25 protein-coding genes and 1 tRNA gene are annotated in these 24,987 nt (G+C 67.6%); 16 read left to right on the forward strand and 10 right to left on the reverse strand.

Going from position 1 to position 24,987, the window contains the following annotated elements; genetic code table 11:
- Positions 1 to 36: 36 nt before the first annotated feature.
- A complete protein-coding gene (locus ACNJ7K_RS25440; RefSeq protein WP_064256149.1) occupies positions 37 to 459 on the reverse strand; it encodes a hypothetical protein in 423 nt (140 codons plus the stop codon).
- Between ACNJ7K_RS25440 and ACNJ7K_RS25445 the strand changes: the two genes are divergently transcribed.
- Positions 452 to 670 carry a DUF2630 family protein gene (locus ACNJ7K_RS25445; protein ID WP_192378582.1) on the forward strand — a complete coding sequence of 73 codons (219 nt, stop codon included), beginning with the start codon at positions 452 to 454 and terminating at the stop codon, positions 668 to 670. The genes ACNJ7K_RS25440 and ACNJ7K_RS25445 overlap by 8 nt on opposite strands.
- On the opposite strand, the gene ACNJ7K_RS25450 is transcribed toward ACNJ7K_RS25445, so the two are convergent.
- Complete coding sequence (locus ACNJ7K_RS25450) at positions 658 to 1,458, reverse strand: alpha/beta fold hydrolase (protein ID WP_487042417.1); 801 nt, start codon at positions 1,456 to 1,458, stop codon at positions 658 to 660. The genes ACNJ7K_RS25445 and ACNJ7K_RS25450 overlap by 13 nt on opposite strands.
- Before the next feature lie 214 nt (positions 1,459 to 1,672).
- Here ACNJ7K_RS25450 and ahpC point away from each other — a divergent pair, with 214 nt between their 5' ends.
- The 4 genes from ahpC (at position 1,673) to ACNJ7K_RS25470 (ending at position 5,618) form a co-directional block, all read left to right on the forward strand.
- A complete protein-coding gene (ahpC, locus tag ACNJ7K_RS25455; RefSeq protein ID WP_024102020.1) occupies positions 1,673 to 2,236 on the forward strand; it encodes an alkyl hydroperoxide reductase subunit C in 564 nt (187 codons plus the stop codon).
- Positions 2,237 to 2,382: 146 nt separating this feature from the next.
- The gene (ahpF, locus tag ACNJ7K_RS25460) at positions 2,383 to 3,978 is read left to right on the forward strand and encodes an alkyl hydroperoxide reductase subunit F (protein ID WP_487042418.1); all 1,596 of its coding nucleotides are present in this window, start codon (positions 2,383 to 2,385) and stop codon (positions 3,976 to 3,978) included.
- A 206-nt stretch (positions 3,979 to 4,184) separates the two neighbouring features.
- On the forward strand, positions 4,185 to 5,060 hold the full coding sequence (locus tag ACNJ7K_RS25465) for a hypothetical protein (RefSeq protein WP_487042419.1): 876 nt from the start codon (positions 4,185 to 4,187) through the stop codon (positions 5,058 to 5,060).
- A 69-nt stretch (positions 5,061 to 5,129) separates the two neighbouring features.
- Entirely contained in the window at positions 5,130 to 5,618 is a 489-nt protein-coding gene (locus tag ACNJ7K_RS25470; RefSeq protein ID WP_225623642.1) for a gluconokinase, read from the forward strand.
- 112 nt (positions 5,619 to 5,730) lie between these two features.
- Here the strand turns inward: ACNJ7K_RS25470 and ACNJ7K_RS25475 are convergent, their stop codons facing one another.
- The 3 genes from ACNJ7K_RS25475 to ACNJ7K_RS25485 form a co-directional block, all read right to left on the reverse strand.
- Positions 5,731 to 5,865 carry a hypothetical protein gene (locus ACNJ7K_RS25475; protein WP_263869916.1) on the reverse strand — a complete coding sequence of 45 codons (135 nt, stop codon included), beginning with the start codon at positions 5,863 to 5,865 and terminating at the stop codon, positions 5,731 to 5,733.
- Positions 5,866 to 6,038: 173 nt separating this feature from the next.
- A tRNA-Gly gene (locus ACNJ7K_RS25480) sits at positions 6,039 to 6,109 on the reverse strand.
- Positions 6,110 to 6,196: 87 nt separating this feature from the next.
- Positions 6,197 to 7,021, reverse strand: coding sequence for an oxygenase MpaB family protein (locus tag ACNJ7K_RS25485; RefSeq protein ID WP_487042420.1), 825 nt, complete (start codon positions 7,019 to 7,021; stop codon positions 6,197 to 6,199).
- Positions 7,022 to 7,130: 109 nt separating this feature from the next.
- Here ACNJ7K_RS25485 and ACNJ7K_RS25490 point away from each other — a divergent pair, with 109 nt between their 5' ends.
- The 3 genes from ACNJ7K_RS25490 (at position 7,131) to ACNJ7K_RS25500 (ending at position 9,541) form a co-directional block, all read left to right on the forward strand.
- Positions 7,131 to 7,766 carry a TetR/AcrR family transcriptional regulator gene (locus tag ACNJ7K_RS25490; RefSeq protein ID WP_120280344.1) on the forward strand — a complete coding sequence of 212 codons (636 nt, stop codon included), beginning with the start codon at positions 7,131 to 7,133 and terminating at the stop codon, positions 7,764 to 7,766.
- A 34-nt stretch (positions 7,767 to 7,800) separates the two neighbouring features.
- Positions 7,801 to 8,391, forward strand: a complete 591-nt coding sequence (dcd, locus tag ACNJ7K_RS25495; protein ID WP_016696219.1) for a dCTP deaminase — start codon at positions 7,801 to 7,803, stop codon at positions 8,389 to 8,391.
- 85 nt (positions 8,392 to 8,476) lie between these two features.
- Positions 8,477 to 9,541, forward strand: coding sequence for a beta-mannosidase (locus tag ACNJ7K_RS25500; protein WP_487042421.1), 1,065 nt, complete (start codon positions 8,477 to 8,479; stop codon positions 9,539 to 9,541).
- On the opposite strand, the gene ACNJ7K_RS25505 is transcribed toward ACNJ7K_RS25500, so the two are convergent.
- Genes ACNJ7K_RS25505 through ACNJ7K_RS25520 form a run of 4 tightly spaced genes read right to left on the reverse strand, consistent with a single transcriptional unit; the run spans position 9,533 to position 16,114 of the window.
- The gene (locus tag ACNJ7K_RS25505) at positions 9,533 to 11,179 is read right to left on the reverse strand and encodes an ABC transporter (RefSeq protein WP_487042422.1); all 1,647 of its coding nucleotides are present in this window, start codon (positions 11,177 to 11,179) and stop codon (positions 9,533 to 9,535) included. The genes ACNJ7K_RS25500 and ACNJ7K_RS25505 overlap by 9 nt on opposite strands.
- Complete coding sequence (locus ACNJ7K_RS25510; protein WP_487042423.1) at positions 11,176 to 12,651, reverse strand: glycosyltransferase; 1,476 nt, start codon at positions 12,649 to 12,651, stop codon at positions 11,176 to 11,178. The genes ACNJ7K_RS25505 and ACNJ7K_RS25510 overlap by 4 nt, the downstream gene beginning before the upstream one ends.
- Positions 12,636 to 14,120: a hypothetical protein gene (locus tag ACNJ7K_RS25515; RefSeq protein ID WP_487042424.1), complete on the reverse strand. Its 1,485-nt coding sequence runs from the start codon at positions 14,118 to 14,120 to the stop codon at positions 12,636 to 12,638. The genes ACNJ7K_RS25510 and ACNJ7K_RS25515 overlap by 16 nt, the downstream gene beginning before the upstream one ends.
- 5 nt (positions 14,121 to 14,125) lie before the next feature.
- A complete protein-coding gene (locus ACNJ7K_RS25520; RefSeq protein WP_487042425.1) occupies positions 14,126 to 16,114 on the reverse strand; it encodes a hypothetical protein in 1,989 nt (662 codons plus the stop codon).
- Positions 16,115 to 16,290: 176 nt separating this feature from the next.
- Here ACNJ7K_RS25520 and ACNJ7K_RS25525 point away from each other — a divergent pair, with 176 nt between their 5' ends.
- The 8 genes from ACNJ7K_RS25525 to ACNJ7K_RS25560 all read left to right on the forward strand — a co-directional run bounded on the left by ACNJ7K_RS25525 (position 16,291) and on the right by ACNJ7K_RS25560 (position 23,736).
- The gene (locus ACNJ7K_RS25525; RefSeq protein ID WP_487042426.1) at positions 16,291 to 17,403 is read left to right on the forward strand and encodes a glycosyltransferase family 4 protein; all 1,113 of its coding nucleotides are present in this window, start codon (positions 16,291 to 16,293) and stop codon (positions 17,401 to 17,403) included.
- 451 nt (positions 17,404 to 17,854) lie between these two features.
- On the forward strand, positions 17,855 to 18,181 hold the full coding sequence (locus tag ACNJ7K_RS25530) for an Rdx family protein (protein ID WP_487042427.1): 327 nt from the start codon (positions 17,855 to 17,857) through the stop codon (positions 18,179 to 18,181).
- A 108-nt stretch (positions 18,182 to 18,289) separates the two neighbouring features.
- Positions 18,290 to 18,928, forward strand: a complete 639-nt coding sequence (locus tag ACNJ7K_RS25535) for a hypothetical protein (RefSeq protein ID WP_487042428.1) — start codon at positions 18,290 to 18,292, stop codon at positions 18,926 to 18,928.
- Between the two features lie 144 nt (positions 18,929 to 19,072).
- Positions 19,073 to 19,897, forward strand: a complete 825-nt coding sequence (locus ACNJ7K_RS25540) for an N-acetyltransferase (RefSeq protein WP_487042429.1) — start codon at positions 19,073 to 19,075, stop codon at positions 19,895 to 19,897.
- A gap of 92 nt (positions 19,898 to 19,989) precedes the next feature.
- Entirely contained in the window at positions 19,990 to 21,495 is a 1,506-nt protein-coding gene (locus tag ACNJ7K_RS25545) for a hypothetical protein (RefSeq protein WP_487042430.1), read from the forward strand.
- Between the two features lie 118 nt (positions 21,496 to 21,613).
- Positions 21,614 to 21,772 (forward strand): hypothetical protein, encoded by a 159-nt coding sequence (locus ACNJ7K_RS25550; protein WP_159417534.1) that lies wholly within the window; start codon positions 21,614 to 21,616, stop codon positions 21,770 to 21,772.
- Between the two features lie 73 nt (positions 21,773 to 21,845).
- The gene (locus tag ACNJ7K_RS25555) at positions 21,846 to 22,493 is read left to right on the forward strand and encodes a phosphate signaling complex PhoU family protein (RefSeq protein WP_455408553.1); all 648 of its coding nucleotides are present in this window, start codon (positions 21,846 to 21,848) and stop codon (positions 22,491 to 22,493) included.
- Between the two features lie 43 nt (positions 22,494 to 22,536).
- Entirely contained in the window at positions 22,537 to 23,736 is a 1,200-nt protein-coding gene (locus ACNJ7K_RS25560; protein ID WP_487042431.1) for a MalY/PatB family protein, read from the forward strand.
- A 16-nt stretch (positions 23,737 to 23,752) separates the two neighbouring features.
- Here the strand turns inward: ACNJ7K_RS25560 and ACNJ7K_RS25565 are convergent, their stop codons facing one another.
- The gene (locus ACNJ7K_RS25565; protein WP_487042432.1) at positions 23,753 to 24,874 is read right to left on the reverse strand and encodes a GH39 family glycosyl hydrolase; all 1,122 of its coding nucleotides are present in this window, start codon (positions 24,872 to 24,874) and stop codon (positions 23,753 to 23,755) included.
- Positions 24,875 to 24,987: the final 113 nt, after the last annotated feature.

Below are 24,987 nucleotides of genomic sequence, written 5' to 3' on the forward strand. Positions count from 1 at the left end.
CGCACACAACCTCCCCTTCGTCTGTTCGCCGAACTCCTACTCCACGATCGGGAAGAGCGACTCCCCGTCCTCGGGCGCGCCGCTGACCTGACCGCGGTCGACGCGCGAATCCTCCACGATCACCCCGTCGACCTCGTCCGCGAGTTTCGAGTCTTCGGGCGCGCCGGTGGTGGCGTCGTCGACCACCTCGTCCACGTCTTCGGTCAGTTCGTCCTCCGGCGTCGCCGCGACAGGCTTGTCGAGCGGCTCGGCGGGTTCGACGTCGGGTTCCTCCTCGGCGAGACGCTGGTCGAGCGACTCGCCTTCCTGCTCTTCACGCTGGGTCGTTCCGAACTTGTCGGCTCCACTCCAGTCCTCGGGCGGATCGACGACCTCGTCGCCGTCGTCGTTCCGCACCTCGTCGGCGTCGAGGCCTTCGCTGGGGCTGAGGGTGTCGCCGGGACCGTCTTCGATGCTCATGTCGAGGAGATACCCGGCCGGTCGGGTGCGAAACCGGACGGGCGCGGACGGTCCGAGCGACGAGGATCTGCAGCGCCTGCGCGCTGTCGAGAAGCGACTCGACCAATGCTGGGACCTGCTGCGTCAACGTCGCGCGAAGGCCGAGTTCGGTGACGATCCGGACGACGCACAGCCACGGCCGGTCGACGAGGTCGAGTCCTACCGGCAGTAGGTGCTCGCCCGCGCGGCAGTCCGGCGCACGAGGTCGACGATGGCCTCGGGGCGGTCGGACTGCGGCGCGTGGCCGGCCCAGGGGAGCGGCACGAACCGTGCCCCGGGGATCAGCGGGACGTACCGCACGGTCTGCGCCGACGCGACGGTGTCGAGGACGCCCTGCGCCAGAGTGACGGGACAGTCGATCCGGTCGAGTCCCGTCGGCACATCGGTCAGGATCGCGTCCCACAGCATCGACCAGAAACCGGCCGAATCGGCGAATCCGCCCTTGACCGCCAGTGCTTCGGCACGGGTCGTCTTCCACGGCTTCGCGCGTAGACCCACGGTGAGTGCGGTACGGCCGAGGGCGCTGCGCGACATCGGTTCGATGAGCGGCCTGCGGGCCTTGTTGAGCAGGCGCGCGGTCGTCATGAGCGCGCCCTGGTAGATACGTTCCGGCGGCAGTCCGAGTCCGGAGGGTGACAGGGCGACCACAGACAGGGCGCGGCCGCGCACGGCGAGTTCGATCGCGAGTCGTCCGCCGAGCGAGTTGCCCAGAACGTGCACCCGGTCGAGTCCGAGGGCGTCGAGTTCCGCCTCCAGGGTGTCGGTGAGCGCGCCGACGGTGGGTCGGCCGCTCTGTTCCGGCGACGAACCGTGGCCGGGTAGGTCGACGTTCAGCACGTCGAAGTGCTCGGCGAGTCGCGGGACGAGGGTGGAGAAGTCGTCCATCGTGGCGCCGATGCCGTGCAGGAGGAGTAGGGGTTCACCGGATCCGGTGCGGCGGTAGCTCGGTCGTGAGTGCATCGGTTCCATTCTTCCCTGTCGGGCGGGCCGGAGTGCCCTGTCGCAAAGGTTGTGTGTTCTGTCACATTTGTGAGGAAGGAAAAGCAACGACCTGGTCGAACGGCGTGTTATAGCCCTTCCTTATCGAACTTCTAGAAACTATCGATTGGCACAATCAATAGTTCGCGGATAACGTCTGAACCGTCAACCCCATCGAGACGAGTGAGGTTCTTACATGTCGCTGATCAACAAGAAGATCAAGCCCTTCAAGGCCGAGGCTTTCAAGGACGGCGCCTTCGTGACCGTGTCCGACGAGGACATCAAGGACAAGTGGGCGATCTTCTTCTTCTACCCCGCAGACTTCACGTTCGTCTGCCCGACGGAGCTCGGCGACCTCGCGGACCACTACGAGGAGCTGCAGAAGCTCGGCGTCGAGGTCTTCTCCGTCTCGACCGACACGCACTTCACGCACAAGGCGTGGCACGGCTCGTCGGAGACCATCGGCAAGATCAAGTACGCCATGATCGGTGACCCGACCCTGCAGATCAGCACCGACTTCGAGGTCCTCCGTGAGGACCAGGGCCTCGCCGACCGCGGCACCTTCCTGGTCGACCCGGACGGCGTCGTCCAGTTCACCGAGGTCACCGCTGAGGGCATCGGCCGCAACGCCGCCGAGCTCGTCCGCAAGGTCAAGGCCGCTCAGTACGTCCGCAGCCACCCGGGCGAGGTCTGCCCGGCCAAGTGGGAAGAGGGCGACGACACCCTCGCTCCGTCGCTGGAGCTCGTCGGCAAGATCTGATTCGTCGACGGAAATTCGTTCCGGTGGCACGGGATCGAACGTCCCGTGCCACCGGGCACCGTCCGGGTCCGCTCGGCTCGAGCTGAGAAGTTCGCCGACTCCCATCTCTTCCGGTCACAGTTCTTCCACCTCTGGAGTGAATCCTCATGCTCGACGCCTCCCTTGCCGCCCAGTTGAAGTCCCTTCTCGAAAAGGTCACCCAGCCGATCGAGCTCGTGTCGTCCCTCGACGACCGGCCGAAGTCGAAGGAACTCGCCGACCTCCTCGATCAGATCGCCGGCATGTCCGATCTGGTCACCCATGTGCGCGACGGTGAAGCCACCCGTCGCCCCTCCTTCCTGATCCGCCGGGTCGGCACCGACATCGCGGTCGAGTTCGCGGGCATCCCGCTCGGCCACGAGTTCACCTCTCTCGTGCTCGCCCTGCTGCAGGTCGGCGGCCACCCCTCGAAGGAGGCCGTGGAACTGCTCGAGCAGGTGCGCGACCTCGAGGGCGACTTCCACTTCGAGACCTACTTCTCGCTGTCGTGCCAGAACTGCCCCGACGTGGTGCAGGCCCTGAACGTGATGTGCGTGACCAACTCGCGCATCAAGCACACCGCCATCGAAGGCTCCCTCTTCCAGGACGAGGTCGATGCACGCCAGGTCATGGCAGTGCCGACCGTCTTCCTCAACGGTGAGCTGTTCGGCTCCGGACGCATGAACCTCGAGCAGATCGTCGGCAAGCTCGACAGCGGCTCCGCCGAGCGCACCGCCGCCGCGATCAGCGAGAAGGATCCCTTCGACGTCCTCGTCGTCGGTGGCGGCCCCGCCGGCGCGACCGCCGCGATCTACGCCTCTCGCAAGGGAATCCGCACCGGCGTTCTCGCCGAGCGCTTCGGCGGCCAGGTGCTCGACACCATGGCCATCGAGAACTTCTCCTCCGTCCCCTACACGGAGGGCCCGAAGTTCGCGGCCGAGCTCGAGAACCACGTGCGCCAGTACGACGTCGATATCATGAACGTCCAGAAGGCCTCGAAGCTCACCCCGGCCCCCACCGAGGGTGGTCTCGTCGAGGTCGAGCTCGAGAGCAGCGCCCGGTTGCTTTCGCGCAGCGTCGTTCTCGCGACCGGTGCCCGCTGGCGCGCGATGAACGTGCCGGGCGAGCAGGAGTACCGCAACAAGGGCGTCACCTACTGCCCGCACTGCGACGGCCCGCTGTTCAAGGGCAAGCGCGTCGCGGTCATCGGTGGCGGTAACTCCGGTGTCGAGGCCGCGATCGACCTCGCCGGCGTCGTCGCCCATGTGACCCTCATCGAGTTCGACTCGGTCCTGCGCGCCGACGAGGTGCTGCAGCGCAAGCTCCGCAGCCTGCCCAACGTCGACATCATCGTCAGCGCCCTGACCACCGAGGTCCTCGGCGACGGTTCGAAGGTCACCGGCCTGACCTACACCGACCGCACCACCGACGAGTCGCGCACCCTCGAGCTGGACGGCGTGTTCGTCCAGATCGGTCTGCTGCCGAACACCGAGTGGCTCTCCGGCACGGTCGAACTCAGCCCGCGCGGCGAGATCGTCGTCGACGACCACGGCCGCACCTCGGTGCCCGGCGTGTTCGCTGCCGGCGACTGCACGACCGTCCCGTACAAGCAGATCATCGTCTCCGCAGGTGCGGGTGCGACGGCCGCGCTCGGCGCGTTCGACCACCTCATCCGCACGAGCGCCCCGGCCCAGGCCGAGGAAGCGGTTGCTGCGACCGTCTAGGCGTCACTGCAGCCCCGTGGCCGTCACCCTTCCGGGTGGCGGCCACGCTGCTTTGTCGGGGGCGGTCGTTGCCGAGAATCTCGCGAAAACCGTCCACATTCTCCCCCAATTCACCCCGTGGGGGCATTGACGCACTCTTTACCCCGGCGTTTCACTGAAATACGCACGTGTGTCCCCATCGCGACGGTGTCCCAGGAGGCCGACCTATGCGCAGCACACGGAAGTCCGGCCGACGGCACAGACGCGGAGGGAGAGCCGCCACGGTGGTGGCGCTCATGGGGTTGCTCGCCCTGTGGGTCAATCCCGCGGCATCGGCGGACGACGTCACCGGCTTCTCGCTCCCGTTCTCCGGCGCACCGGGTTACGAGCATCTGGCGCCGACGCAGGTCACCGACCCGTCCCGGTTGCACGCCCCGCTCGGTCGGGAGTGGGCCGAGGACATCGCCCGTCAGATCGGGCTGAGTCCGTCGGATGCGTTGTCCGAGCAGCAGGCCCGCGACTTCACCACCGGCGGGGGAGTGGGCGGAAGCAAGGAGGCGGCCGAGATCATCCAGAGCTCCATCGACATCCTCGTCAATACGACCGGCCGCCCCATGTATTCCGACGTGAACGGTGTCTCCACCCCGTCGGTCCTCGGTAGTTACGGCCTCTACGTGACGCCCGACGGCATACTGCAGAGCCCGGCCAACGCGTCGGCGCCGACACGGCAGATCAACACGCTCATCGCGCCCGGCGGGTACGTCGACACCTGGCTGCGCAACAACGACGCGACGGACACATTGGTGGCGCTGTACCGGTCGGCGTACCCGATCGAGGCGGCCTTCGGTTTTGCGGCGCAACAGATGTCCGGCGCCGCGCAGCTGGTCACCAACACGAAGGGTGACGTCGTCTCGACCGTCGGCATGTCGATGGCGCCGCCGCTGTGGATCGTGAACTTCGCTCTCATCTACGCCGTGAGTCCTTCCCTCGCGGCCGCGATGCCGGCCTACTGGGCTCCCATCCCGCCGGAGGTTGCCGAGGCCATCAAGGCGAGCCCCACTGGTCAGGTGCCCTACGCCGATTACGCGTCGTACCTCGAGTGAACTTCGGGGAGGTCGTGGTCGGGAATTTCGACGAGAGCGACCACAACCTCCCCGAAGTTACGATGTGGCATGGCTGTTGTGGTGATGGGCGTCAGTGGATGTGGCAAAACGACTTTCGCGAAGCAACTCGCGGACGCGATCGGCGGCGCCTTCATCGAGGCGGACGATTACCACAGCGACGCGTCGATCGAGAAGATGCGCTCGGGGCACGCGCTCGGCGACGAGGATCGTGAGCCGTGGTTGCGTGCGGTCGCCGCGGCCGCTGCCGACAGCGTCGAGACCCCGGTGGTCGCGTGCTCGGCACTGAAGCGGTCCTACCGCGACATCCTGCGTGCCGGCACCCCGGCCGTCTTCCTCCATCTGGATGTGCCCGTCGACGTCGTGCGGTCCAGGGTTCGCGGACGCGGCGGCCACTTCTTCTCCGAGTCGCTGGTGGCTTCCCAGTTCGAGACGCTCGAGCCGCTGGGACCCGACGAGGACGGCGTCACCCTGGACGCGACCCGCTCGCTCCCCGAACTCCTCGATACAGCCCGCTCGTACCTCGAAGGCCGCCGGTAGGACTGTCGAGGTAGGTGTTGTTGTCGAAGAACGCGAGAAAATCGACAACAACGACAGACTCGGTACGACGAAGGCCCCGACCGTGCGGTCGAGGCCTTCATCCTCAGAAAGATCAGCGCTTCCTGACGTTCGCGACGATCTCAGCCTCGGCCTTGATGCTGGTCCTGGTCTTCTTCTCGGCGCGCTTTTCCTTCAGCGACTTGCCGGACTTCTTGGACATCGAACTGCGAGGCGATTTGTCGGCCATGTTGCCACCCTCAATTGGGGACCTGAACGGTCCCGATTCCCCCACAGTACGGGAAGGTCGGTCGTGATCCGCGCACGAGTCGGCGCCGGGAGCGTCCTGCGGCAGGAACGACGGGCTCGGACCCGCCCCACAACGACGAAGGCCCCGACCGCGTGTCGGGGCCTTCGTGTGGGAGCCGATGACGGGAATCGAACCCGCGTATTCAGCTTGGGAAGCTGATGTTCTACCATTGAACTACATCGGCACGCTGGGCTTTTGCCGATTCTCACCGACTCCGGCCCGAGCTTTCGGAGCAAACTGTAGCAGACTCTCCGGGTCGATCGCGGGACCCCTAGACCAGGGATCGGCCCGTCCGGATCCGCCACCGCATGTCGGCCAGCAGCACGTGGTAGGGCAGCTCCCGCACCGCGACCGGCAGCCTCTTGTTCACCACACCCAGAGCTCGCATGACGCGGTCGAAGCGACGCTGGTCGCGCGGCGTCCACGGCAGCAACATCTGCTCGCGGAACAGCTGCGGCAGGAAGCCGGCGGTGAAGAAGAGATTGAGCTTGCCGAACAGGGCCGGGACGGGCTGGGGCAGGAACTCGATCCGGGCGATCGACAGCAGATGCTCGCGGATCGTGTCGTCGATCTTCACCTTGTGGAGGTTGTCCTCCCAGTACTGCTCGAACGCCGCCCGGTCCTTCGGCCACATGTGCTGCGGCACCTGCAGCGTCGTACCGAAGGTCGCGCCGTTCTGATAGAAGTACTCGATCGCGTCGTCGGGGATCGGCCCGTACAGTGCGCGGTGCACGTCCTCGAATCCGCGGTAGATGCACGACGCCACCCACAGCTGCAGTTCCGGATCCATCGCGTTGTACTCGACCGGGCTCGACTCGGTGGAACGGACCTGCGCGTGCGCCTTGTTGACGCCGCGACGGAACAAGCGCTTCTCGTCGTCGGTGCCCCGCGCCGCGACGGCCAGGTAGGTGAGGGTGGTGCGGGTGCGCTTGATCGGGTGGTCGAACAGCCGTCCCGACTCCACGCGGGATTCGTAGACGCCGTAGCCGACGCCGGGCCACGACAGCTGCATGATGATGTTCGCTGCTCCGGCGGCCAGGCCGAGCCCGTCCATCGTGTCGTCCAGGCCGACGGGCTTGTCGACGGTCGTCGTCATCGGAATTCCCTCCATCGTTCGAAGTGATCACGACTGTACTCAGATGCGCGCCGACGGTAAAGACCGGAGGTTGCGCGGAACGGAGACCGGACGCTGCGAAGATAGGGGCATGGCAACTGGACGGCTCTACGGTGGACGCGCAGGCGAGGAACGACAGGCCGATCGGCGAGCGCAGCTGATCGAGGCCGGTCTCGATCTCCTCGGAGCTGCCGACGGGGAAGCCACGCTGTCGGTGCGCGGTGTCTGCAAGCGCGCCGGTCTGGCATCGCGCTACTTCTACGAGAGCTTCGCCGACCGCGACGAGCTCACCGGTGCCGTCTACGACCACGTCGTCCAGCGCATCGCCGAGAGCACGCTCGCCGCTGTGACCTCGGCACCCGCCGACGACGACCGCGCGATCGTGCGGGCCTGCGTCGAGAACATCGTCCGCGAGATCGACGAGGACCCGCGGCTCGGCCGCATGCTGTTCTCCGTCAGCCAGGCCAACACGCAGCTCGCGAAGCGGCGCCTCGACTCGACCCGCATGTTCGCCGGTCTGGTCACCGCTCAGGCCGAGAACATCTACGCCATCACCCCGAGCCCCCGGCTCGATCTCGCGGCGCACTACGTCGTCGGCGGACTAGCCCAGGCGTTGACGGCCTGGCTCGACGGCACCGTGCCGCTGAGTCACGACGACGTCGTCGAGGAGTGCACCGAACTGCTGCTCACGATGTCGGCCCAACTGCGGCGCGACTCGGCCACGTAGAACCCCGCGACCGGGCGATTGTTAACCTCTACTCGTGCTGCTCTCCGATCGCGATATCCGCGCTCAGATCGCCTCCGGGCATCTGGGCATCGACCCGTTCGATCCGGAGCTCGTGCAGCCCTCGAGTGTCGACGTCAAACTCGACAGCCTGTTCCGCGTCTTCAACAACACGCGCTACACGCACATCGACCCGGCGAAGCAGCAGGACGAACTGACGTCGCTGGTGCAGGTGCCCGAGGGGGAGCCGTTCGTGCTGCATCCCGGCGAGTTCGTGCTCGGGTCGACGATGGAGCGGTGCACCCTGCCGGCCGATCTCGCCGGTCGCCTCGAAGGTAAGTCGTCGCTGGGCCGGCTCGGTCTGCTCACGCACTCGACGGCCGGGTTCATCGACCCGGGCTTCGACGGGCACATCACCCTCGAGCTGTCCAACGTCGCGAACCTGCCGATCACGCTGTGGCCGGGCATGAAGATCGGTCAGCTGTGCCTGTTCCGGCTGACGAGCCCCGCCGAGCACCCCTACGGCAGCGCGAAGGTCGGGTCCAAGTACCAAGGCCAGCGCGGGCCCACGCCGTCGAAGGCGTACCTGAATTTCGTGCACAAGCATCCCGACGCGCGCCCCAGCTGATTTCCTGGGCACGTCGCAGACGAAACCCGGGGTGAATGTCGTCCGTGCGGGTCGAGCACACCCACGGCCGGGTTAATCTCTGGACGTGCGCGTCGCTGCGGTCGCCACCACCTTGCTCCTCCTGCTCGCGGCCTGTGCGCAGGACACTTCGTCGCGCCCCTCACCTCCCGAGGATCTCCCGATGGTCCGCGCCGACGGCGACCGTTTCGTTCTCGACGACCGGACATGGTGGCCCGCCGGGCTCAACGCCTACCAGCTCGGCACCCGCTGGGAGGTCAACCACGGATGTGGTGCCGAGGTGGATCTCGACGAGTTCTTCGGCGCACTGGCACCGCGCTCGGTGGTGCGTTTCGACGCCTTTCAGTCCCACGCCGTGCACCGGATCGGCGGCACGCTCGACTTCACCGCGCTCGATGCCGTCTTCGACGCCGCCGAGCGGCACAGGGTGTACCTGATCCCGGTTCTCGCCCCGCAGGACAGCGAGTGCGACGCGGGCGGATACAAGCAGGCGAACTGGTACGACACCGGTTGGCGCGACCCGCTGCCGGGTCATGTGCTCGCCTTCGACGACTGGGTCGCGACGGCCGTCGAACGGTGGGGGTCGTCGTCGGTGGTGGCGATGTGGGAGTTGATCGGCGAACCCGAGACCGCGACCTGCACCGACGACGAGTGCACCCTCGAACGACGCGAGTGCCTGCCCGGCGGTGCCCGGCTGCTCCGCGATTGGATAGACGAAGCAGGCGCCATCGTCCGTGAGCACGACCCGGACCGGCTCGTCACCGTCGGGACCATCGGAGGCGACCAGTGCGGTTCGGCCGGTGACGATTTCACGACCATCGCCGGCGCCGAGCAACTCGACGTGGTGCAGTACCACGACTACGACGACGCGCAGTTCCTCGAGCAGCGGCTCGACGGGTTGTCGAAGCCGATGCTCGTCGCCGAACTCGGTGTCCGGGCCGGTTCGTGCCGTGGGGTGAACGAGCGTGCCGACATCGTCGACCGCACGCTCACGCAGTACCGCGAACTCGGGGCCGACGGCGCACTGATGTGGTCGTTCGTCCCTGATCCGCGGCCGGACGAGTGCACCTACGACATCGGCCCGGACGACCCGGTCCACTACGTCCTACGGCGCCACCACCGCTCAGGCTGAAGCACGGTCGAGTACCCGGAAGAGGCGCCAATCGGGCTGGTCGGCACCGTCGTTGGGAATCTCGAGTTCGAGTACCGCGATGTCGCTGCCGGTCTCGTAGATGGTGGGGTAGCGGCGGTTGACGGCATCCGAGGTTCCCCGGCCCTCGTTGGGGACGGTCAGGATGTACTCGACCCCGGAGGCGGAGGGACGGTTGAGTACCGCGGTGAAGTCGGAGTCCGAAGGGATGACGAACGTCTCGGGGCGTTCGGTGGCCGAGAAGATCGCGAACCCGTAGACCGTATCCATCAGCACCGAGCCCGGCGGCAGGTCCATCGCGTCGAGATATTCGGCGATGCGTCGTTCGGTGGAGAACGCCGCGATCACCCGTCGCTGTTGCTCGCGCACCTCGGACGGATCGTCGTTGTCCGGGAACAGGACCGTGCGCAGCGCGTGCTGTTCCTGCGACAGGGTAGGCGAGCCCATCGCGACGAACGTGACGGGCAGACTGCACACGAGGAGCACCGCACCCAACGGTGCCGTGCCGCTACGGTCCTCCGTCCTCGGAACGGCGTGCGGTCCGGGACGTCGTGCCGTGAGCAGTCCGCGTCGCGGTGCCAGCTGCACGACCCACACCGCGAGCAGCGGGATCGCGCAGATGTAGAAGCGCAGGAACGGGAAGGTCATTCCGCGCGCATAGGACAGCGCGGCGAATCCCAGGACCGCGCCGAAGACGACGAACGGCACGAGCGGTTCGAGGTCACGTCGCCGCCACGCGAGCACCGCCACGACCGGGATCAGCAGCGGAAGCGCCGGTCCGAGCACGACGGTCTCGGCGAGCGAGAAGGTGATCGCACCGAGTCCGCCCGACGAGCCGCCACCGCTCTGCTCGAGGATGGCGGCGTTGCCGTAGGCCGAGGTGAACTGTGCGAGCCATTCACCGGTGACGAGCCAGCTCGTCACGACGAACGCGACGAAGGCCAGGGCGAGGGGAGCGGCGACGAGGATCGCGTCCATGATCGCCGGCTGCCATCCCGAACCGGGAGAGTAGCGACGCGACCGGTACCGGACGAGCAGCGCGACGAAGACCGTCACCGCCCCGCCGACGGCCAGCGCGTCGTACCGCGCGAGATACGCCAGCGCGAGGGCGATTCCGGCCAGTGCCAGGTCGTGGATGTCGTCGGTGCTGCACCAGCGGATCAGACGACGTGTGGCCCAGCACAACGCGAACAGGAACGGTGCCTCGCTCATCCCGTTCGCGCCGTAGTAGACGATCATGGGGTTCAGGGCGAACACCGCCGTCACCGTCCACACGAACCACGGCGGGCATCCGCGATCGCACGCGATGCGGTGGATCTGCACCGCAGCACCGGCCATGAACGGCGCCGACACGAGCACCGCCGTGACCGCATAGGCCGACAGCCCCGGGAACCACGCCGACAGTCCCGTGAGCGGCACCTGGACGAGTGCGGTGAGCGGCGTGAACACGAAGCCGATGGCGGCGAGATGCGGGTCGCGGCTGAGCAGCACCGACCGTGCAGCGCTCACCCGGCTGAGCGAATCACCCTGGTAGTACTGCACGTCCAGCGCGAGCCACAGTCCCACCATCAGATGGATCAGGCAGGCGGTCCAGAACACCCACGTGCTGCGGGCCCTCACGACGACAACCCGTGGAAGGTCTTCTCCCAGTAGGAAGGATTACGGATGAGCTGGTAGGTGCCCTTGATCGCCGCGATCGACATGAGGACCCAGTAGAACGGCACGGTCAGGCACGGCCACCACAGGTTCGCGTGTCCCGTCTCGCGGCACGCCACGAAGTTCATGTACATCACGGCGACGTTGCCGAACACGAGTGAGATCAACGCGGGGAAGTAGGCGTACCAGGGGAAGATCTCCTCGATCAGTTCCGCCTGGCCGAGCAGCCACGCCAGCGTCGTCATCCAGAACACCATGTTCAGGCACGCGATGATCGGCGTGCCTGCCAGCAGGGTCGTGAACCGCAGCATCCCCGCGGTGCCGATCACCCGCCACAACCGGACGGGCCGACGCATGTGGACCAGCCAGGTCTGCAGATAACCCTTGTACCAACGGGATCGCTGCCGCACCCAATTGATCGGATCGCTGTTCGCCTCCTCGAGCGTGGTCGAGTCGAGAACCGCGGTGGAATAACCGGATTCGGCGATCCGCACGCCGAGATCGGCATCCTCGGTGACGTTGTACGGATCCCACGCGCCGATCTCGTCGAAGACCGACCGGCGGATGTGGTTCGACGTGCCTCCCAGTGGGATCGGCGAGTGCGACTTCATCAGTCCGGGCAGGATGAAGTTGAACCACAGTGCGTAGTCGGCGGTGAACCAGCCGGTCAGCAGATTCTGGGTTCCGTTGTGGAAGGCTAGTTTCGCCTGCACACACGCCACGTCGTCGCCGAGACGGTCGAAGACGACGACCACCCGGCGCAGCTGCAACGGCTCGGGCAGATCCTCGGCGTCGAAGATCGTGACGATCTCACCGGTCGTGAAGTGCAGACCGTAGTTGCACGCCTTCGGTTTCGTGCGCGGGTCGGCGGCCGGGACGAGCAGGATCTCGACGCTCTCACCGAGCCCGGCCTTCTCCGCGGCCTCGATCGTGACGGTGTCGTCCTCCTCGAGCAGCAACAGTACCTGGAGCTTGTCGGCCGGATAGTCGAGCGCGGCCATGGCGGCGAGCAGGTCGCCGACCACCTCGGGTTCGTTGTAGGCGGGCACGAGCACCGTGTACGGCGGTAGCCGGTCGTCGGTGAGGGCGAGTGCTTCCTCGTCGTCGACGATGAACTGCGCGTCGCGCGCCATGCCGCGGGTGAACAGCAGCAGCCGGTCGGCGAGGGTCGCGATGTACCCGAAGGTGCACAGCACGGTGAAGACGATCAGGGTCGGTTTCGTCGCCACGACGAGCGCGAGTACGAAGGCCGCGGCGAGCGCGAATCCGAGATATTTCTGCCAAGGCACGAATGCGACCGACGCCGACGAGACGGGGCTGCGTTCGCGGAGTCCGTGCACCGCCTCGTGGAGGGCTGCGGTCCGGTAGGCGTCGAACTCCGCGGTGCCCTCGGGCGGAACATCGTGTCCGGAGCCGACGTTCACTCGCCCTGCCATTGTGCCTCCACGAGTTCGCGACCCACATCGATCAGCATGGAACGGTCCTTGTACTCGGGTTCGGTGTCCTCGACGGTGCCGTTACCGCGCAGCAACACCCGCAGCAGCGTGCGGACGTTGGCGACGGAGTTCGGCTCGGGCTGCGGGAACGGCGCGTCCAGTTCGTGGTTGTCCACCGTCAGCAGGCTCACCCGCTGGGCGACGGTGTCGCTGCGGGTCCATACGAAGCTGAGCAGGCTCCATGTCAGGAGCAGGTTGTCGTCGACGACGGTGAAGTACTCGGCGGTCACCCCGCGCCCCAGGTCGACGTATTCCTTGGGGCTCACGCGCGACCTGCCGAGTTCGTACATCGACTCGGTGGGGTAGACCGCGAATGCGTTCGGGCTGCGCACCTGCAGGGTCTGCACCGCGACGGTGCGCGGACGCAGCAGACGGTCCCAATCGGGATTCGGTTCCTCCGCACGGATCATCTGGCGGCGCAGCACCGATCCCTGTCGGAAGTAGGCGCGGGGCCAGTCGTAGTCGACGGACGACAACTGCACCCACCCGGCCGGGACGATCTGCGTGGCGGTGCCCGAATAGGGCGGCCCTTCCGACACGGGGGTCAGCCGCTGGTCGGGCAGTGGCACGAGCGCCGCGAGCAGCGCGGCCACCACAATGCACAGGGCTCCTCGCGCGGCTTGGGGAATCGACACCGGATTCGGTGGCAGCGTGCGCGGGGCGAGCCCGCGGTAGGTCCACAGATAGGCTCCCGCCCCGACGATCACCGTCGCGATCACCGTCGGCACGTACTGGGACACGGCGATGGGCGCGTCCGGCCATCGCTGGTCGATCAGGATGAGCACCATCAGGCCGGTCACGAATGTCGCGGACCCGTAGAAGAATCCGCGGGCCCGGGTGCGCCGCGTCGCGAGTCCGATGGCTGTGGCGGCGAGGACGAGCGTGACCTGTCCCGCGGCAAGCTTCGTACCCCCGAACTCGACGAGCACGATCCGGTAGAGCACGGGTGAGCTCAGGAAGAGCATCGCCCAGGCCTGCCAGTACGCCGAGGTCACGCGCAGACCGAACATCGCCACGCACGCCCCGCACACGAACACCCACGCGGCGAGCACGTCCAGATGCATCACCTGATAGTTCGTCGCGTAGCGCGGCATCAGCAGCCCCTTGATCGCGAGCGCGATCAGCAGCAGGAGCACCGATGTGATGATGTCGGTCTGCCGGTCGTGGATCGGCAGTTCGTTCTTCCGCTGCCGCGTGATGCCGATCGCGACGATCGCAACGAGCGGTGGCACGATGAGGACGTAGCCGCCGGTGGTTCCCGTGCGGATCTCGTCGATCAACTGCAGCCAGGTGGAGTGGAAGGCGATCACGGTCGCAGCGACGATCACGATCCACCGATTGGTGGTGTGCAGCATCGCGTTCGTGAAGAACCGCTCGGTGAACGACGGTTGCTCCACTGTCGCGGTCATGGTGTTCACCGCGACTGCGGACGGCGCCGGGTACGCGACCACACCGCGGCGCCCGCCGCGCCGACGACGAGCAGGACGACACCCGCGACGACCACCGCGGTCACTGTGCTGTCCGATCCCGATGACGGTGCGTCGAGATCGTCGTCCTGGGGCCGGGGATCGATGAGCGAGATCGGATCGCGGTCGGGAGCGGTGAACAGCACGTTGCCCTCGAGTTCGAACCAGCGATCGGGCTCGGCGGAGAGCCAGTCGAGCGTCCGATCGAGTTCCTCGGGAGCAGCGGTCGACGTGGCGACCAGCACGGTGCGTCCGTCGTCCCGCACGACCTGCAGCGAGGCGAAGTTCACCTCGGTGCCGAAGGTGAGGCTGGTGCTCTCGCCCTCGGCGTTGCGGACCTCGAACCGGCGGTCCTCGGTGCGGACGAGCGGCAGCTGCGACTGCAGACCTTCGGGGAGGAGACCGTTCGCGTCCACGATCACTGCCGGTCCCGACGAGGCGAGTGCGTCGTCGATCGTCACCCATTCGGGGTCGAGCGGACGGCTGGTGAGTGACTGGAGTCCGGCGACGAGTTCGACGGCGCGGGAGACGTCGACGAGGCTGCGATCGGAGGTCGCGACGTCGACCCTCGGCATCAGAGTCTGGGGCAGCGACGGGAAGCCGGCGGGGAGTGGCGGATCCGCGAGCGTGCTGAAGACACGACTGTCACCGTCGATACGGAGGGTGACGGGTTGCTGGAGACCGCACGGCTCCTGGGCACCGGTGGTACGGAGTTCGACGCTGATGTCGGTGAGCCGCCCGAGGGCCGAGTTCGGAACCGTGACAACACGGTCGATGACACCGCTCGCGTCGGCCGCCCACGAATCGAGCGTGACGTCGCCGGCGGAGACGGTGATCGACCCGCCCTGGATGGCGGGGAGCGGGGTGTAGGAGCCCTGCAGGTCGATGCTCACATCGCGCACCGGCCGCCCGAATTCGGTCTGGTCGAGGAAGAGGTGCACGTCGGCGATCCCGAGGCCGCTCGTCTCTAGGTCGGACACCCGCAGGTCGTACAGGGTGGCCGAGTCGGACGGGAGGATGGGCCGGGTCTCGAACGCGCCGACGGCGACGTCGGAGCCGACGGCGAAGCCGGACAGGGCGCTGGTGATCAGGCGTCCCTGGTCGAGGAGCGTCTCCGCGTCGCCGCGGATGTACAGGGCGGGCGGCCCGTCGGGCACCGGCACGACCTCCGCACCCGTCTGGTCGCCCTCGCCGACGACGATCTGCCGGACGAACGGGGTGTCGGCTGCCGGGGGTACGCCGTTCGCCGGGAGTTCACGTACGTCCACGGGCACCTGCCGCCCGGAATACCGGGCGCCCACGGTCGCTGCGAGGTCGAGGACGACGCTCGCTTCGGCGTCCGTGGGATCTTCGGCCAGATACAACTCGAGGCGGTCGAGGACCGGCGGGAGGTAGTCGGCGACCGTCTGCGGCGCCGCGGGTGTGCCCGCGTACCGGACCACACCGTCGCGCAGACGTACCGAACCCAGCGTCCAGTCGTCGGGGCAGATGTTGTCGACGGCGACCAGGTGCAGATCGAGCGAGATCACCGCGGCGTCGTTCTCCACCTTCGCGCCGGTGAGCGGGATCGACAGCGGCACGATATCGCCACCGGGCGGCAGTTCCAGGCGTGTGAGCAGACGCCCGTCCGAGGTGACGTCGATCCATCCCCGCGCGACGTTCGTGGGCAGTTCGGCGGTGGTGTCGAGGAAAGCGGGGGTATTTCCGGCAGGGACCGGAAAAGTGAGCGTGACGGCATCGGAATTGCCGCGGAATTCGATGTTCGGCCCGAGTCCGAGATTGCGGGTCGGGAATGCGACCTCGCCCGGAGGCGTCGGTTCCGTCGGCTCGAGATCCTGCGCTGCGGCGGTAATCGGGTTCGCGCACAACGTCATCGAGGTGGCAAGAGCCAGCAGGAGGGTGCGACGGGAACGGCGACCGGTTCGGGGGTATGTCACTCGAACAGCGTATTGCGTCCGGTCACGAGAATATTGCAGACGCGGCAATAATTCGGTGTGATGTTGCGCTGTTGTAACGGAACGACGCCCGGCCTCGATTTCAGCCGACGACTCGGAATCGGACGATCAGGAGGACCCGTGGCGGAACCGGCGAGGGATCGGGCGGGTACGACGCCGTGAGCGATCCGCTGTTGTTCGTCGCGCACACCGGTGAGCGGTCGGGTGCCGAGAAGGTCATGCTGATGCTCGTCGACGTCGCCCTCGCGCAGGGGCGTCGGGTCGTCGTGGCGTGCCCCGACGGGCCGCTCGCCGAGGCCCTTCCGTCCGGATGCGTCCACGTCCGGTTGCCCCGGCTGGGCATGTGGGGACAGACGGGATTCGGATGGATCGCGGGACTGGCGGGTCTTCCGGTGCGGTGGCTGGTGGGAGCACGCAGACTCCGTCGCGTGCTCGCCGTGGAGCGCCCACAGGTGGTGTGCAACTCGTTGTTCGCGTTGCCTTCCCTGAGACTCGCCGTGCTCGGCACGTCCCATCGGGAACGTGCCAGGTGGTTGGTGCACGACACTTTGTCCTCGCGCAAGCAGCGCATCGTCGCCCGCATGGGCAGGGAAGCCGTGGGCGAAGCGGTGGCTGTCTCGCGGGCCTCGGCCGTCCCGGTCCGGGAATGCGGATATCCGGTTGTCGTCACACCGCACGGCGTCCCGATCCCACTTTCTCCGTCCCGACGGGCATCTCCTGAGGACTCGACGGCGCGGGTGGGGATCCTCGCGTCGGTGACGGAATGGAAGGGGCACCGCGTCCTTCTCGATGCGGTGGCCGAGGTACCCGGCATCCATCTCGACGTGGCGGGGGACCCGTTCCCCGGCGACGAGGTCTTCCTCGACGAGCTGCGGCGTCGCGCAGACGCCCCCGACCTGCGCGGACGGGTGTCGTTCCTGGGTCGGGTCGATCCTGCGGAGGTCTTCGCGGTCTGGGACGTGATGGTCTCTGCGAGCACTTCACCCGAGGCGGGGCCGCTGGTCGCGCTCGAGGCGATGGCGCACGGTGTGCCTGTCGTCGGTACCGATCACGGTGGGACCGCAGAGCACCTGGCCGACGGTGCGGGACTGCTCGTTCCACCCGGCGATGCGAAGGCCCTGGCAGATGCATTGCGGCGACTGGTGTGCGATCCCGACCTGCGGAACGAACTCGCCGTCACCGCGCGCCGCCGAGTGGAGAAGCGCCACGACATCGAGGTCACGTTGCCGGCGATGGTGAACGCGTTGTGGGCGACGGGTGTCACATTGTGAGGCGTCCTCGAGTATTGCTTTTGCAACCATGTTGTGATCTCCGATGTTTGGTGTTCTCGGCGGATTCGCGCACACTGTGAGCCATGTGGGTGTGGATCGCATCGGCGCTGGCGGCGTGGCTGGGCCTCTCGGCTCTCGGCGCGCTCGCGGTCGGTCGGTTCCTGTTCGTCTCGGAAAGGGAGGAACAACTTGTCGAGATGCAACGGGAGCAGCGTGATTCTGCGAACCCTCCCGTCGCTTCCTGACACGCCGGACGTCCGCCTGCGCGATACTCGCCAGTAACGATTTCTCGTGTCTAGACTCGGTTCCGCGTCGTCCTCCTGTCCCCCCATGTGAGGACGGCCGCACGGGTCGGTTACCCCCCATCACCGGTCCGTGCAGAAGCCCCGGCCGATCCACCACCACGATTGCCGGGGCTTCACCCATTTCCGGCGGAGGTATCCTGTCGCTCATGACCGAGCAGGCTCCGCGCGTCGCGATCACCTACTGCACACAGTGCAAATGGTTGCTGCGCGCCGGATGGATGGCGCAGGAACTGCTGAACACCTTCGGTACCGCGCTCGGCGAGGTCGCGCTCGTTCCCGGCACCGGCGGGGTGTTCCACATCGTCGTCGACGACACGGTGGTGTGGGACCGCAAGGAGGACAAGGGTTTTCCCGAGATCGCCGCACTCAAGCAGCGGGTGCGCGATCTCGTGGAGCCGGATCGTGATCTCGGGCATGTGGATCGTGCCGCCCGGGCCGACTCCCCACCTCGTCGCGACAGCAACGACATCTAGCGGTAACGTTCTCGCATATGTGCCCGCGTTCTACGCGCGTCGGGCACGGTCGACGGCGTGCCGTTCACGAAAGCGGTCGCCGACATCGAAATACGGGGAGGAAAATCGATGAATTCTGTTGCGAAGAAGGCTGCCGTCGCGGCCTCGGGTGCCGCACTGCTGGCCCTGGTCGTTCCGGGCGTCTCGTCTGCTGCGGGTCCGAGCGTCTCGGCGAAGGCGGAGAACGGCGCCATCGTCGTCGACTTCGATCTGACGCGTGCCGACGTCGACCGCGGCGTCACCTGCGTCACCTACGTCCTGAAGCCGGGCACCGTCGACACGGCCGATCCGTCGGGCCGCATCGACGCGCAGCCCGCCGGCACGAGCTTCTCGGTGACCAACACCAGCACCTCGAGCGCGCTGTACATCAAGGACGGCGCGCCCTCGCAGGCCGGCCCGGAGTCGATCACCGACGGCACCTACAACGTCTTCTGGGGCTGCCAGGACGCCTCGGGTGCGCAGTACGAGAACATCTTCGACGCGTCCGGTCGCCCCTTCACAGGTGGCATCTCCGTGACGGTCGGCGGCGGCGGGTCCGCACCGCAGGGCGAGGCGGCTCCGCAGGCACAGTCCGCGCCCGCACCGCAGGGCGAGACCGCGCCCCAGGCCGACAATGTTCCGCCGGCCCCCCAGTCGCAGCCGGAGCCGGTCGACCCGCTCCAGTTCGTGATCAAGTTCCTGCGCGACCTGATCGGCGCCTACCTCTGATCGGCGTCCAGGACCCGATCCGCACGTGACGGCATCGGCGGCACCCCCAGCGGGTGCCGCCGATGCCGTTTCTGTACCGACCCTGTAGATGTGGTCCGGGTGGATCTGGTCCGGGCAATTTCCTGCGGCAGGGAAGGAGAAGGGGTGGACACCGCCTCGATCGCGACGGGTCTCGCATCGTCGCCGCAACTGCGACGTGCCTACGGCACGAGCATGCGGCCACTGACGTCGGGAGGTCACTGGTCCGAGGGTGACGGCTGGTGGATCGGCATCACCGCGGCCCCCGACCCCGACTACAACCTCGCCCTCGTCCACGGCGGCGACGTGACCGCCCACGCCCACCACGTCTACGAGACGTTGACGGAGGCCGGTCACCCGTCGATCGTCCTGCTCGCCGGCGACGGCCTCGGCGCCGCTCAGGTTCTCGCCGACCACGGCTGGGTGTGTGCGGGTTCGCTGGACCTGACCTACCTCGTCGCCCACGATGCTCCCGTGGATCCGGGCTTCCGGATTCTCGGCGAGGACGACATGCTGCACGCTCGCGAACTCGCCGCCGCAACCTTCGGAATCGCCCCCGGGACCGCCGCGGTCGCCTACGCCGACGTCGTCGCCCGCACTCCCGATGTCGAGGTGATCGGGATCTTCGACGACGAAGATGTCGGCGACCGGGATTCGGACGGCGAGGATGCAGGCGGTCGGGCTGCAGCTCTGCAGTCCTGCACCCTGCTCGTCGACAGTGGGCCGATCCGGACGGTGTGGTCGCTCGGAACCCGCACCGGCCGGCAACGTCGCGGATACGCGAACCGGCTGATCCGGGCCGGCGCCGCCCACACCCATGCGCAGCGAGGCCCGGTCGCGATGTGCGGACTCACCAGGCCGCGTATCACCCCGCTCTATCTCGCGGCCGGAGCGCGCGTCGCCGAGACCTGGCAGATGTGGTCCCGTCCACGCTGGCTGCTCGGCAGCTGACGGACGTACGGATCGGTAACATTTGCCCGATTCGTCGCGACACACTGGCGACGTGCCCACTCCCCGGGGCGACAGCGAAAGGCCTGTGCATCGTGTCCGAACGAAGCATCCGCGACGCCGAACTGCGTCGTGAGCTCGGTGTTCCTCCCACCGTCGATCTCGTGGGACATGCCCGCGATCTCGCTCGCGTGGCCGTGCCCGCCGCGCTCGTCGCCGCGCTCGCCGCGGTCGCGGTCTTCTTCGTCCGCGACAGCGGTCCCGGGGTGTACGAGTCGTCGCTCGTCGCGGAGATCCGCTCGTCGTCCTCGGTGTCCGGCAACGACGCCACCCTCGGGCAGCTCATCGCCCCCTACGTCGCGCTGTCGCAGGACTCGGCGGTCGTGGCCGCGATCGCGGCCGAGACGAACGAGAACGCCGCGAAGCTGCCGTCGAGGATCGACGTCGGCTACGGCTCGTCGCCCACCCTGCTCACCGTGACCGCTCGCGACGACTCGCAGGCCGACGCCGACCGGCTCGCGCAGACGGTCGTCACGCAGCTCGACCGTGCGCAGACCGAACGCAATCGCGTCGCCCTCGAGGCGCGTATCGCCGAACTGGACGCCGTCGTCGCCGGTCTGCGTACCGACCTCGCCGCGAGTATGGCGGCCGACGCGGAAGGCGCAGCCGATCCGGTGGTGCAGGCCGAACTCGATGCGCGGCTCGAGCAGCTCCGGCAGGCACGCTCGGGTGCGAGCCTCGAATACCTCCAGGTGCTGTCGATGCCCGCCGGCACCGGGACGAAGGTGTCCCCGATGCCGCGTGCCGAGGCCGCGGTCGCCTTCCTCGCCGTGTTCGTTCTCGTCGCGGAGTTGCTGGTCGCGCTGAACGGACGCTTCGGCGCGTCGAACAGTCCGGCGTGGGCCCGGCGGGTCGCGCGTCGCCACCGGGCGGCCGTGCAGGTCGAGCGCGACGACCGGGAGACGCTTCCGCTCGACACGATCGTCATGCTGCAGCAGCGCGCCTCGCTCGGCGACCACATCCTCCTCCTGAGCGGGGAGGGTGTGGCCGTGGAGATCGATGCGTTCGGCGATGCCCGCGACCGGATCGTGTGCTGCGGCATCGGGGAGCAGTGGTGGACCAGGGCGAACACCGAGGGACTCGCGCTCGCCGTGATCGTGCTGCAGGCCGGGGCCGAGGAGCGAGTGCAGGCGGAGGACACGCTGCGTGCCCTGGCCGAGATCGAGGTGCCCACGCGTCTCGTCGTGCTCGGCGCCGGACGCGAGTTGGTGCCCGTGCTTCCGGCCCGCCGTCGCGAGACGGCCGTGGAGGCGACTCCCGAACCCCCGGCGCCCGCGAGCCCGGCTGCCGCACCCCAGCCGGCACCCGTACCCGCGGCGCCGGCACCGCGCCCGGTGCCCGACGACCGTCATCGGGCCCCGCAACCGGTGTCTTCACAGCCCGAGTCGCTGTTCGTCCCGCCCGAGGATCGGTCCCATCAGCAGTACCGCTACGACGAGGGATGCGACTACGGATACGCCGACCGCCCGGGCTACCGGGACGGGCACGGTTACCCCGAGCAGAACGGTTACGGCGAACCTCGGGAGACGTCGCGCTACTGATCGGGTTCTTGCCCGAGTTGAAGCTTTGCGCCGACAAGCTATAGTGATGGCGGTCACTCCAGGGGATGGGTGTGGCCTGCGCAGCCGAGCACATCGGCGTCACGATGAGGGAAACAATTTGTCTATCTGCATTGCCGGCACCCCGCAGCACAGCACCGCGACGCCGGGAAGCACCGAATGGATCAAGGCTCATCTCGCCCGCATGGACGACAGCGCGAGCTCTGTATCGTCCTCCGAGGACGTCGCCGTAGAGAGCGTCGTCGACGCGCGTCGTTAGGCTCCTTCCGAGGACTGCAACGAGGATCAGCCGGGTACACGTGCCGTGAACCGGGCGACGGAGGGAGCGAGACATGAGGGAGTTGTTCCGAGGACAGCTCGACGACCTGGTCGGACGTCTCGGTGAGCTTGCCGCGGTTGCCGCCGAAGGGCTCGACCTGGCCACTCGCGCCCTGTTCGACACCGATCTCGACGCAGCCCAGGCCGCCCTCGATCTCGACGCACGGATCGCCGAACTCGACACCGACTGTTCCGAGCGGGCGGTGCGGATCCTCGCCCTGCAGGGGCCCGTGGCCGCCGACCTGCGGTTGGTGTTCTCCGCGGTTCGTATCACGAGCGATCTCACCAGGATGGGCGAACTGAGCTTGCACATCGCGCGCGTTGTACGGCGTCGCCATCCCGAGTCGCTGGTGTCCGATCTCCTGCGCGACGATCTTCGCCGGATGGCCGATCTCGCGGCGCAGATCGTCGCGATCCTGCGCGACGCGTTCACGGACTTCGACCTCGAGACGATCAAGGGCACGCACGCCATCGAGACCGAACTCGATGTGGTGCACTCGCGACTGCTCTCCCTGCTCGAGAGCCCCGAATGGGACGGCGACATCCGGACCGCGGTCGACACCGCCCTGCTCGCGCGTTTCTACGGGCGGTTCGGCGACCAGGCCGTCGACGTCGCGGATCGGTTGATCTTCTTCGTCACGGGCCAGCGACCGGCCGCCTGACTTCGGCGCGCGGAGCGCCGCGAACCGTGCGATTCTCATCCACATGACCAGCGACGAGCGCCTCTCGGTCGGCGGTCCTGGGGTGCCCGGGTTCGACGACCTCGACTTCGACGTCCTGTCGGCGCGGTCCGGTGCCAAATGGGCACGAGCGGCAGCCGACGGGCTGGCCCCCGCATGGGTCGCCGACATGGATTTCCCGGTCGCACCTCCGATCGCGCGTGCGCTGCACGAGTTGGTCGACCGCAACGATCTCGGCTATCCCGACTGGTTCCACGGCACGCCGCTGCGTGAGGAGTTCGCGCAACGCATGCGCACGCGCTACGGCTGGGAACCCGATCCCGATGCCGTCCGCGAGCAGACGGATCTCATCCAGGCGTTGCAGCTCGTGCTGCACCTGAGCACCACGCGCGGCGATGCGGTGGCGATCCAGACGCCGAACTACCCGCCGTTCCTCGCGTCGCTGCGACGGATGGGTCTGCAACAGATCGACTTTCCGTTCGTCGATCGAGGCGACGGGTGGGTGCTCGACTTCGATGCGTTCGAGTCGTTGGTGGCGCGGCGTCGTCCGCGGGTGCTGGTGCTCGTCAACCCGCACAATCCCACCGGTCGGGTGCTCACGCGAGAGGAACTCGAACGGATCGCCGATCTCGCCGAACGGTTCGACATGCTCGTCGTCAGCGACGAGATCCATGCCGAGCTGATCTACGAACCGCACCGGCACATCCCGTTCGCCTCGCTCGGGCCGGAGGCCGCTGCCCGCACGGTGACACTGACCTCGGCCAGCAAAGCGTTCAACCTCGCAGGGATGCGGTGCGCGGTGGTGCACTACGGTTCCGAGACCCTGCTGAAGCGCCGGGACGCGGAACCGTTCGACCTGTACGGGACGGTCTCGGTTCCGGGAGTCGTCGCGACGCTCGCCGCGTGGCGCGAGGGCGACGCGTGGCAGCGCGACCTGCTGCAGGTCCTCGACCGGAACCGCCGACGGGTGGACGAGGTTCTGCGCGAACGGATCCCGGCCCTGCGGCATCACCTGCCACAGGGCACCTACCTGACCTGGTTGAACACCGGGCCGCTCGGCATCGACGATCCGGTGTCGGCCGTCCGCGATCGGGGACGCGTCCTCGCCGACGGTGGGGTGCGATTCGGGTCGGGGGCACGCAACTTCCTGCGCATCAACTTCGCGACGTCGGGGCCGATCCTCGATCGGATCCTCGACGGCGTCACCGACGCGCTCGGCGCCTGACCGTCACTACATCCATTCACCACACCGGGTCGGCCGGCGTGTTCGTGGATTCGAGTGTGTCGTTCGCGGCCGCACAACCCGAAGCGGCCGAAGCGACCACGGCGCGTGAGGGTTTGGTCGAGAAGTTCTGGTAGAGCAGCCCGAAGTTCTGCTCGACGTCGGCGCGGTTCGTCCCGCGGTCGCGCATCGAGTAGACGAACACCTTCTGCACCCAGCCGAGTCGGCGGGCCTCCGCGATGCCGTCGGCGATGATGTCGGCCTGTCGTTGCGTGCTCACCGCGTTCGCGGCGGTTCCGGTGGGAGCGCCGAACTCGGTGGCCCACACCGGTGTCGCGGCGTCGCCGTACTGCACCATGGTGTCGCGCATCAGACGCATGCGGTAGAAGGTGTTCCAGCTCTGCGTGCTCGCATCGGACGGCAGCGCCGGATAGCTGTAGGGGTGCACCGAGAGGATGTCGAAGTACTGGTGCGCTCCGCGCGCGTAGAGCTGCTGCACGAAGGTGACGGGGGAGATGTCGGATCCGTTGTCCACCGCCGGTGCGAGTCCGCCGTTGAGGATCCGGGCATTCGGCTGCACGGACTTGACGGCCGGAGCGGCCGCGGCGAGCAACTCGACGTACCTGCCGACATCGGGACGGGGACGGAAGAAGTTCGTCAGATTCGGTTCGTTCCAGATCTCCCAGTGGGTCACCCGGGTCGAATAACGCTGTGCCGCCTGCCGGGCGAAGCCGGCGAAGGCCGCCGGGTCGGCGGGATATCCGTGCGTGTCGCCGCCACCTGCGACGCGTGCCCAAGCCGGGGTGTACGCGATGACGCCGACCACCTCCAGTCCGCGTACCCGAGCGCGATCCACCACGCGATCGGGCACCGACCAGTTCTGTTGCCCGCGGTTCGGTTCGATCACCGACCAGTCGATGTCCACCCGCAGCCACCGGGCGCCGACCGCGCGGATCGCGTCGAGTTCGCGGTCGAGTTCGGAGTCCGGCAGGTACATCAGCGGTGCGCCGGCGGCGATTCCGATGTCGTCGGTCGTGCAGGTCGTCGGTGGAGGCGGTTGGGTCGGTGGGGCGCACGCCGCGAGTGCTGCGAGGGAACACGAGAGGGCGGTGGTCAGTGCGGCGCGTGCGAGACGACCCATCGACTCTCCTGGAGTAGAATCCGGACAATTCCGGCATCGGTCGTAACGCCGCGCCGCCGACCTGCGATTTTTTCGGTGGAGCGAGCGGGAGACCGACGCCGCGAATTCACTCT

Origin of the sequence: Rhodococcus shunpengi, from assembly GCF_048381395.1 — a bacterium.
Taxonomy (GTDB): Bacteria; Actinomycetota; Actinomycetes; order Mycobacteriales; family Mycobacteriaceae; genus Rhodococcus.

Bases quoted from the DNA above. Each gene is read 5' to 3' on its own strand.
- ACNJ7K_RS25445 (WP_192378582.1), top strand. From the start codon at position 452: ATGCTCATGTCGAGGAGATACCCGGCCGGTCGGGTGCGAAACCGGACG.
- ACNJ7K_RS25440 (WP_064256149.1), bottom strand. From the start codon at position 459: ATGAGCATCGAAGACGGTCCCGGCGACACCCTCAGCCCCAGCGAAGGC.
- ACNJ7K_RS25450 (WP_487042417.1), bottom strand. From the start codon at position 1,458: ATGCACTCACGACCGAGCTACCGCCGCACCGGATCCGGTGAACCCCTA.
- ahpC (WP_024102020.1), top strand. From the start codon at position 1,673: ATGTCGCTGATCAACAAGAAGATCAAGCCCTTCAAGGCCGAGGCTTTC.
- ahpF (WP_487042418.1), top strand. From the start codon at position 2,383: ATGCTCGACGCCTCCCTTGCCGCCCAGTTGAAGTCCCTTCTCGAAAAG.
- ACNJ7K_RS25465 (WP_487042419.1), top strand. From the start codon at position 4,185: ATGCGCAGCACACGGAAGTCCGGCCGACGGCACAGACGCGGAGGGAGA.
- ACNJ7K_RS25470 (WP_225623642.1), top strand. From the start codon at position 5,130: ATGGCTGTTGTGGTGATGGGCGTCAGTGGATGTGGCAAAACGACTTTC.
- ACNJ7K_RS25475 (WP_263869916.1), bottom strand. From the start codon at position 5,865: ATGGCCGACAAATCGCCTCGCAGTTCGATGTCCAAGAAGTCCGGCAAG.
- ACNJ7K_RS25485 (WP_487042420.1), bottom strand. From the start codon at position 7,021: ATGACGACGACCGTCGACAAGCCCGTCGGCCTGGACGACACGATGGAC.
- ACNJ7K_RS25490 (WP_120280344.1), top strand. From the start codon at position 7,131: ATGGCAACTGGACGGCTCTACGGTGGACGCGCAGGCGAGGAACGACAG.
- ACNJ7K_RS25510 (WP_487042423.1), bottom strand. From the start codon at position 12,651: ATGGCAGGGCGAGTGAACGTCGGCTCCGGACACGATGTTCCGCCCGAG.
- ACNJ7K_RS25515 (WP_487042424.1), bottom strand. From the start codon at position 14,120: ATGACCGCGACAGTGGAGCAACCGTCGTTCACCGAGCGGTTCTTCACG.
- ACNJ7K_RS25530 (WP_487042427.1), top strand. From the start codon at position 17,855: ATGACCGAGCAGGCTCCGCGCGTCGCGATCACCTACTGCACACAGTGC.
- ACNJ7K_RS25535 (WP_487042428.1), top strand. From the start codon at position 18,290: ATGAATTCTGTTGCGAAGAAGGCTGCCGTCGCGGCCTCGGGTGCCGCA.
- ACNJ7K_RS25555 (WP_455408553.1), top strand. From the start codon at position 21,846: ATGAGGGAGTTGTTCCGAGGACAGCTCGACGACCTGGTCGGACGTCTC.
- ACNJ7K_RS25560 (WP_487042431.1), top strand. From the start codon at position 22,537: ATGACCAGCGACGAGCGCCTCTCGGTCGGCGGTCCTGGGGTGCCCGGG.
- ACNJ7K_RS25565 (WP_487042432.1), bottom strand. From the start codon at position 24,874: ATGGGTCGTCTCGCACGCGCCGCACTGACCACCGCCCTCTCGTGTTCC.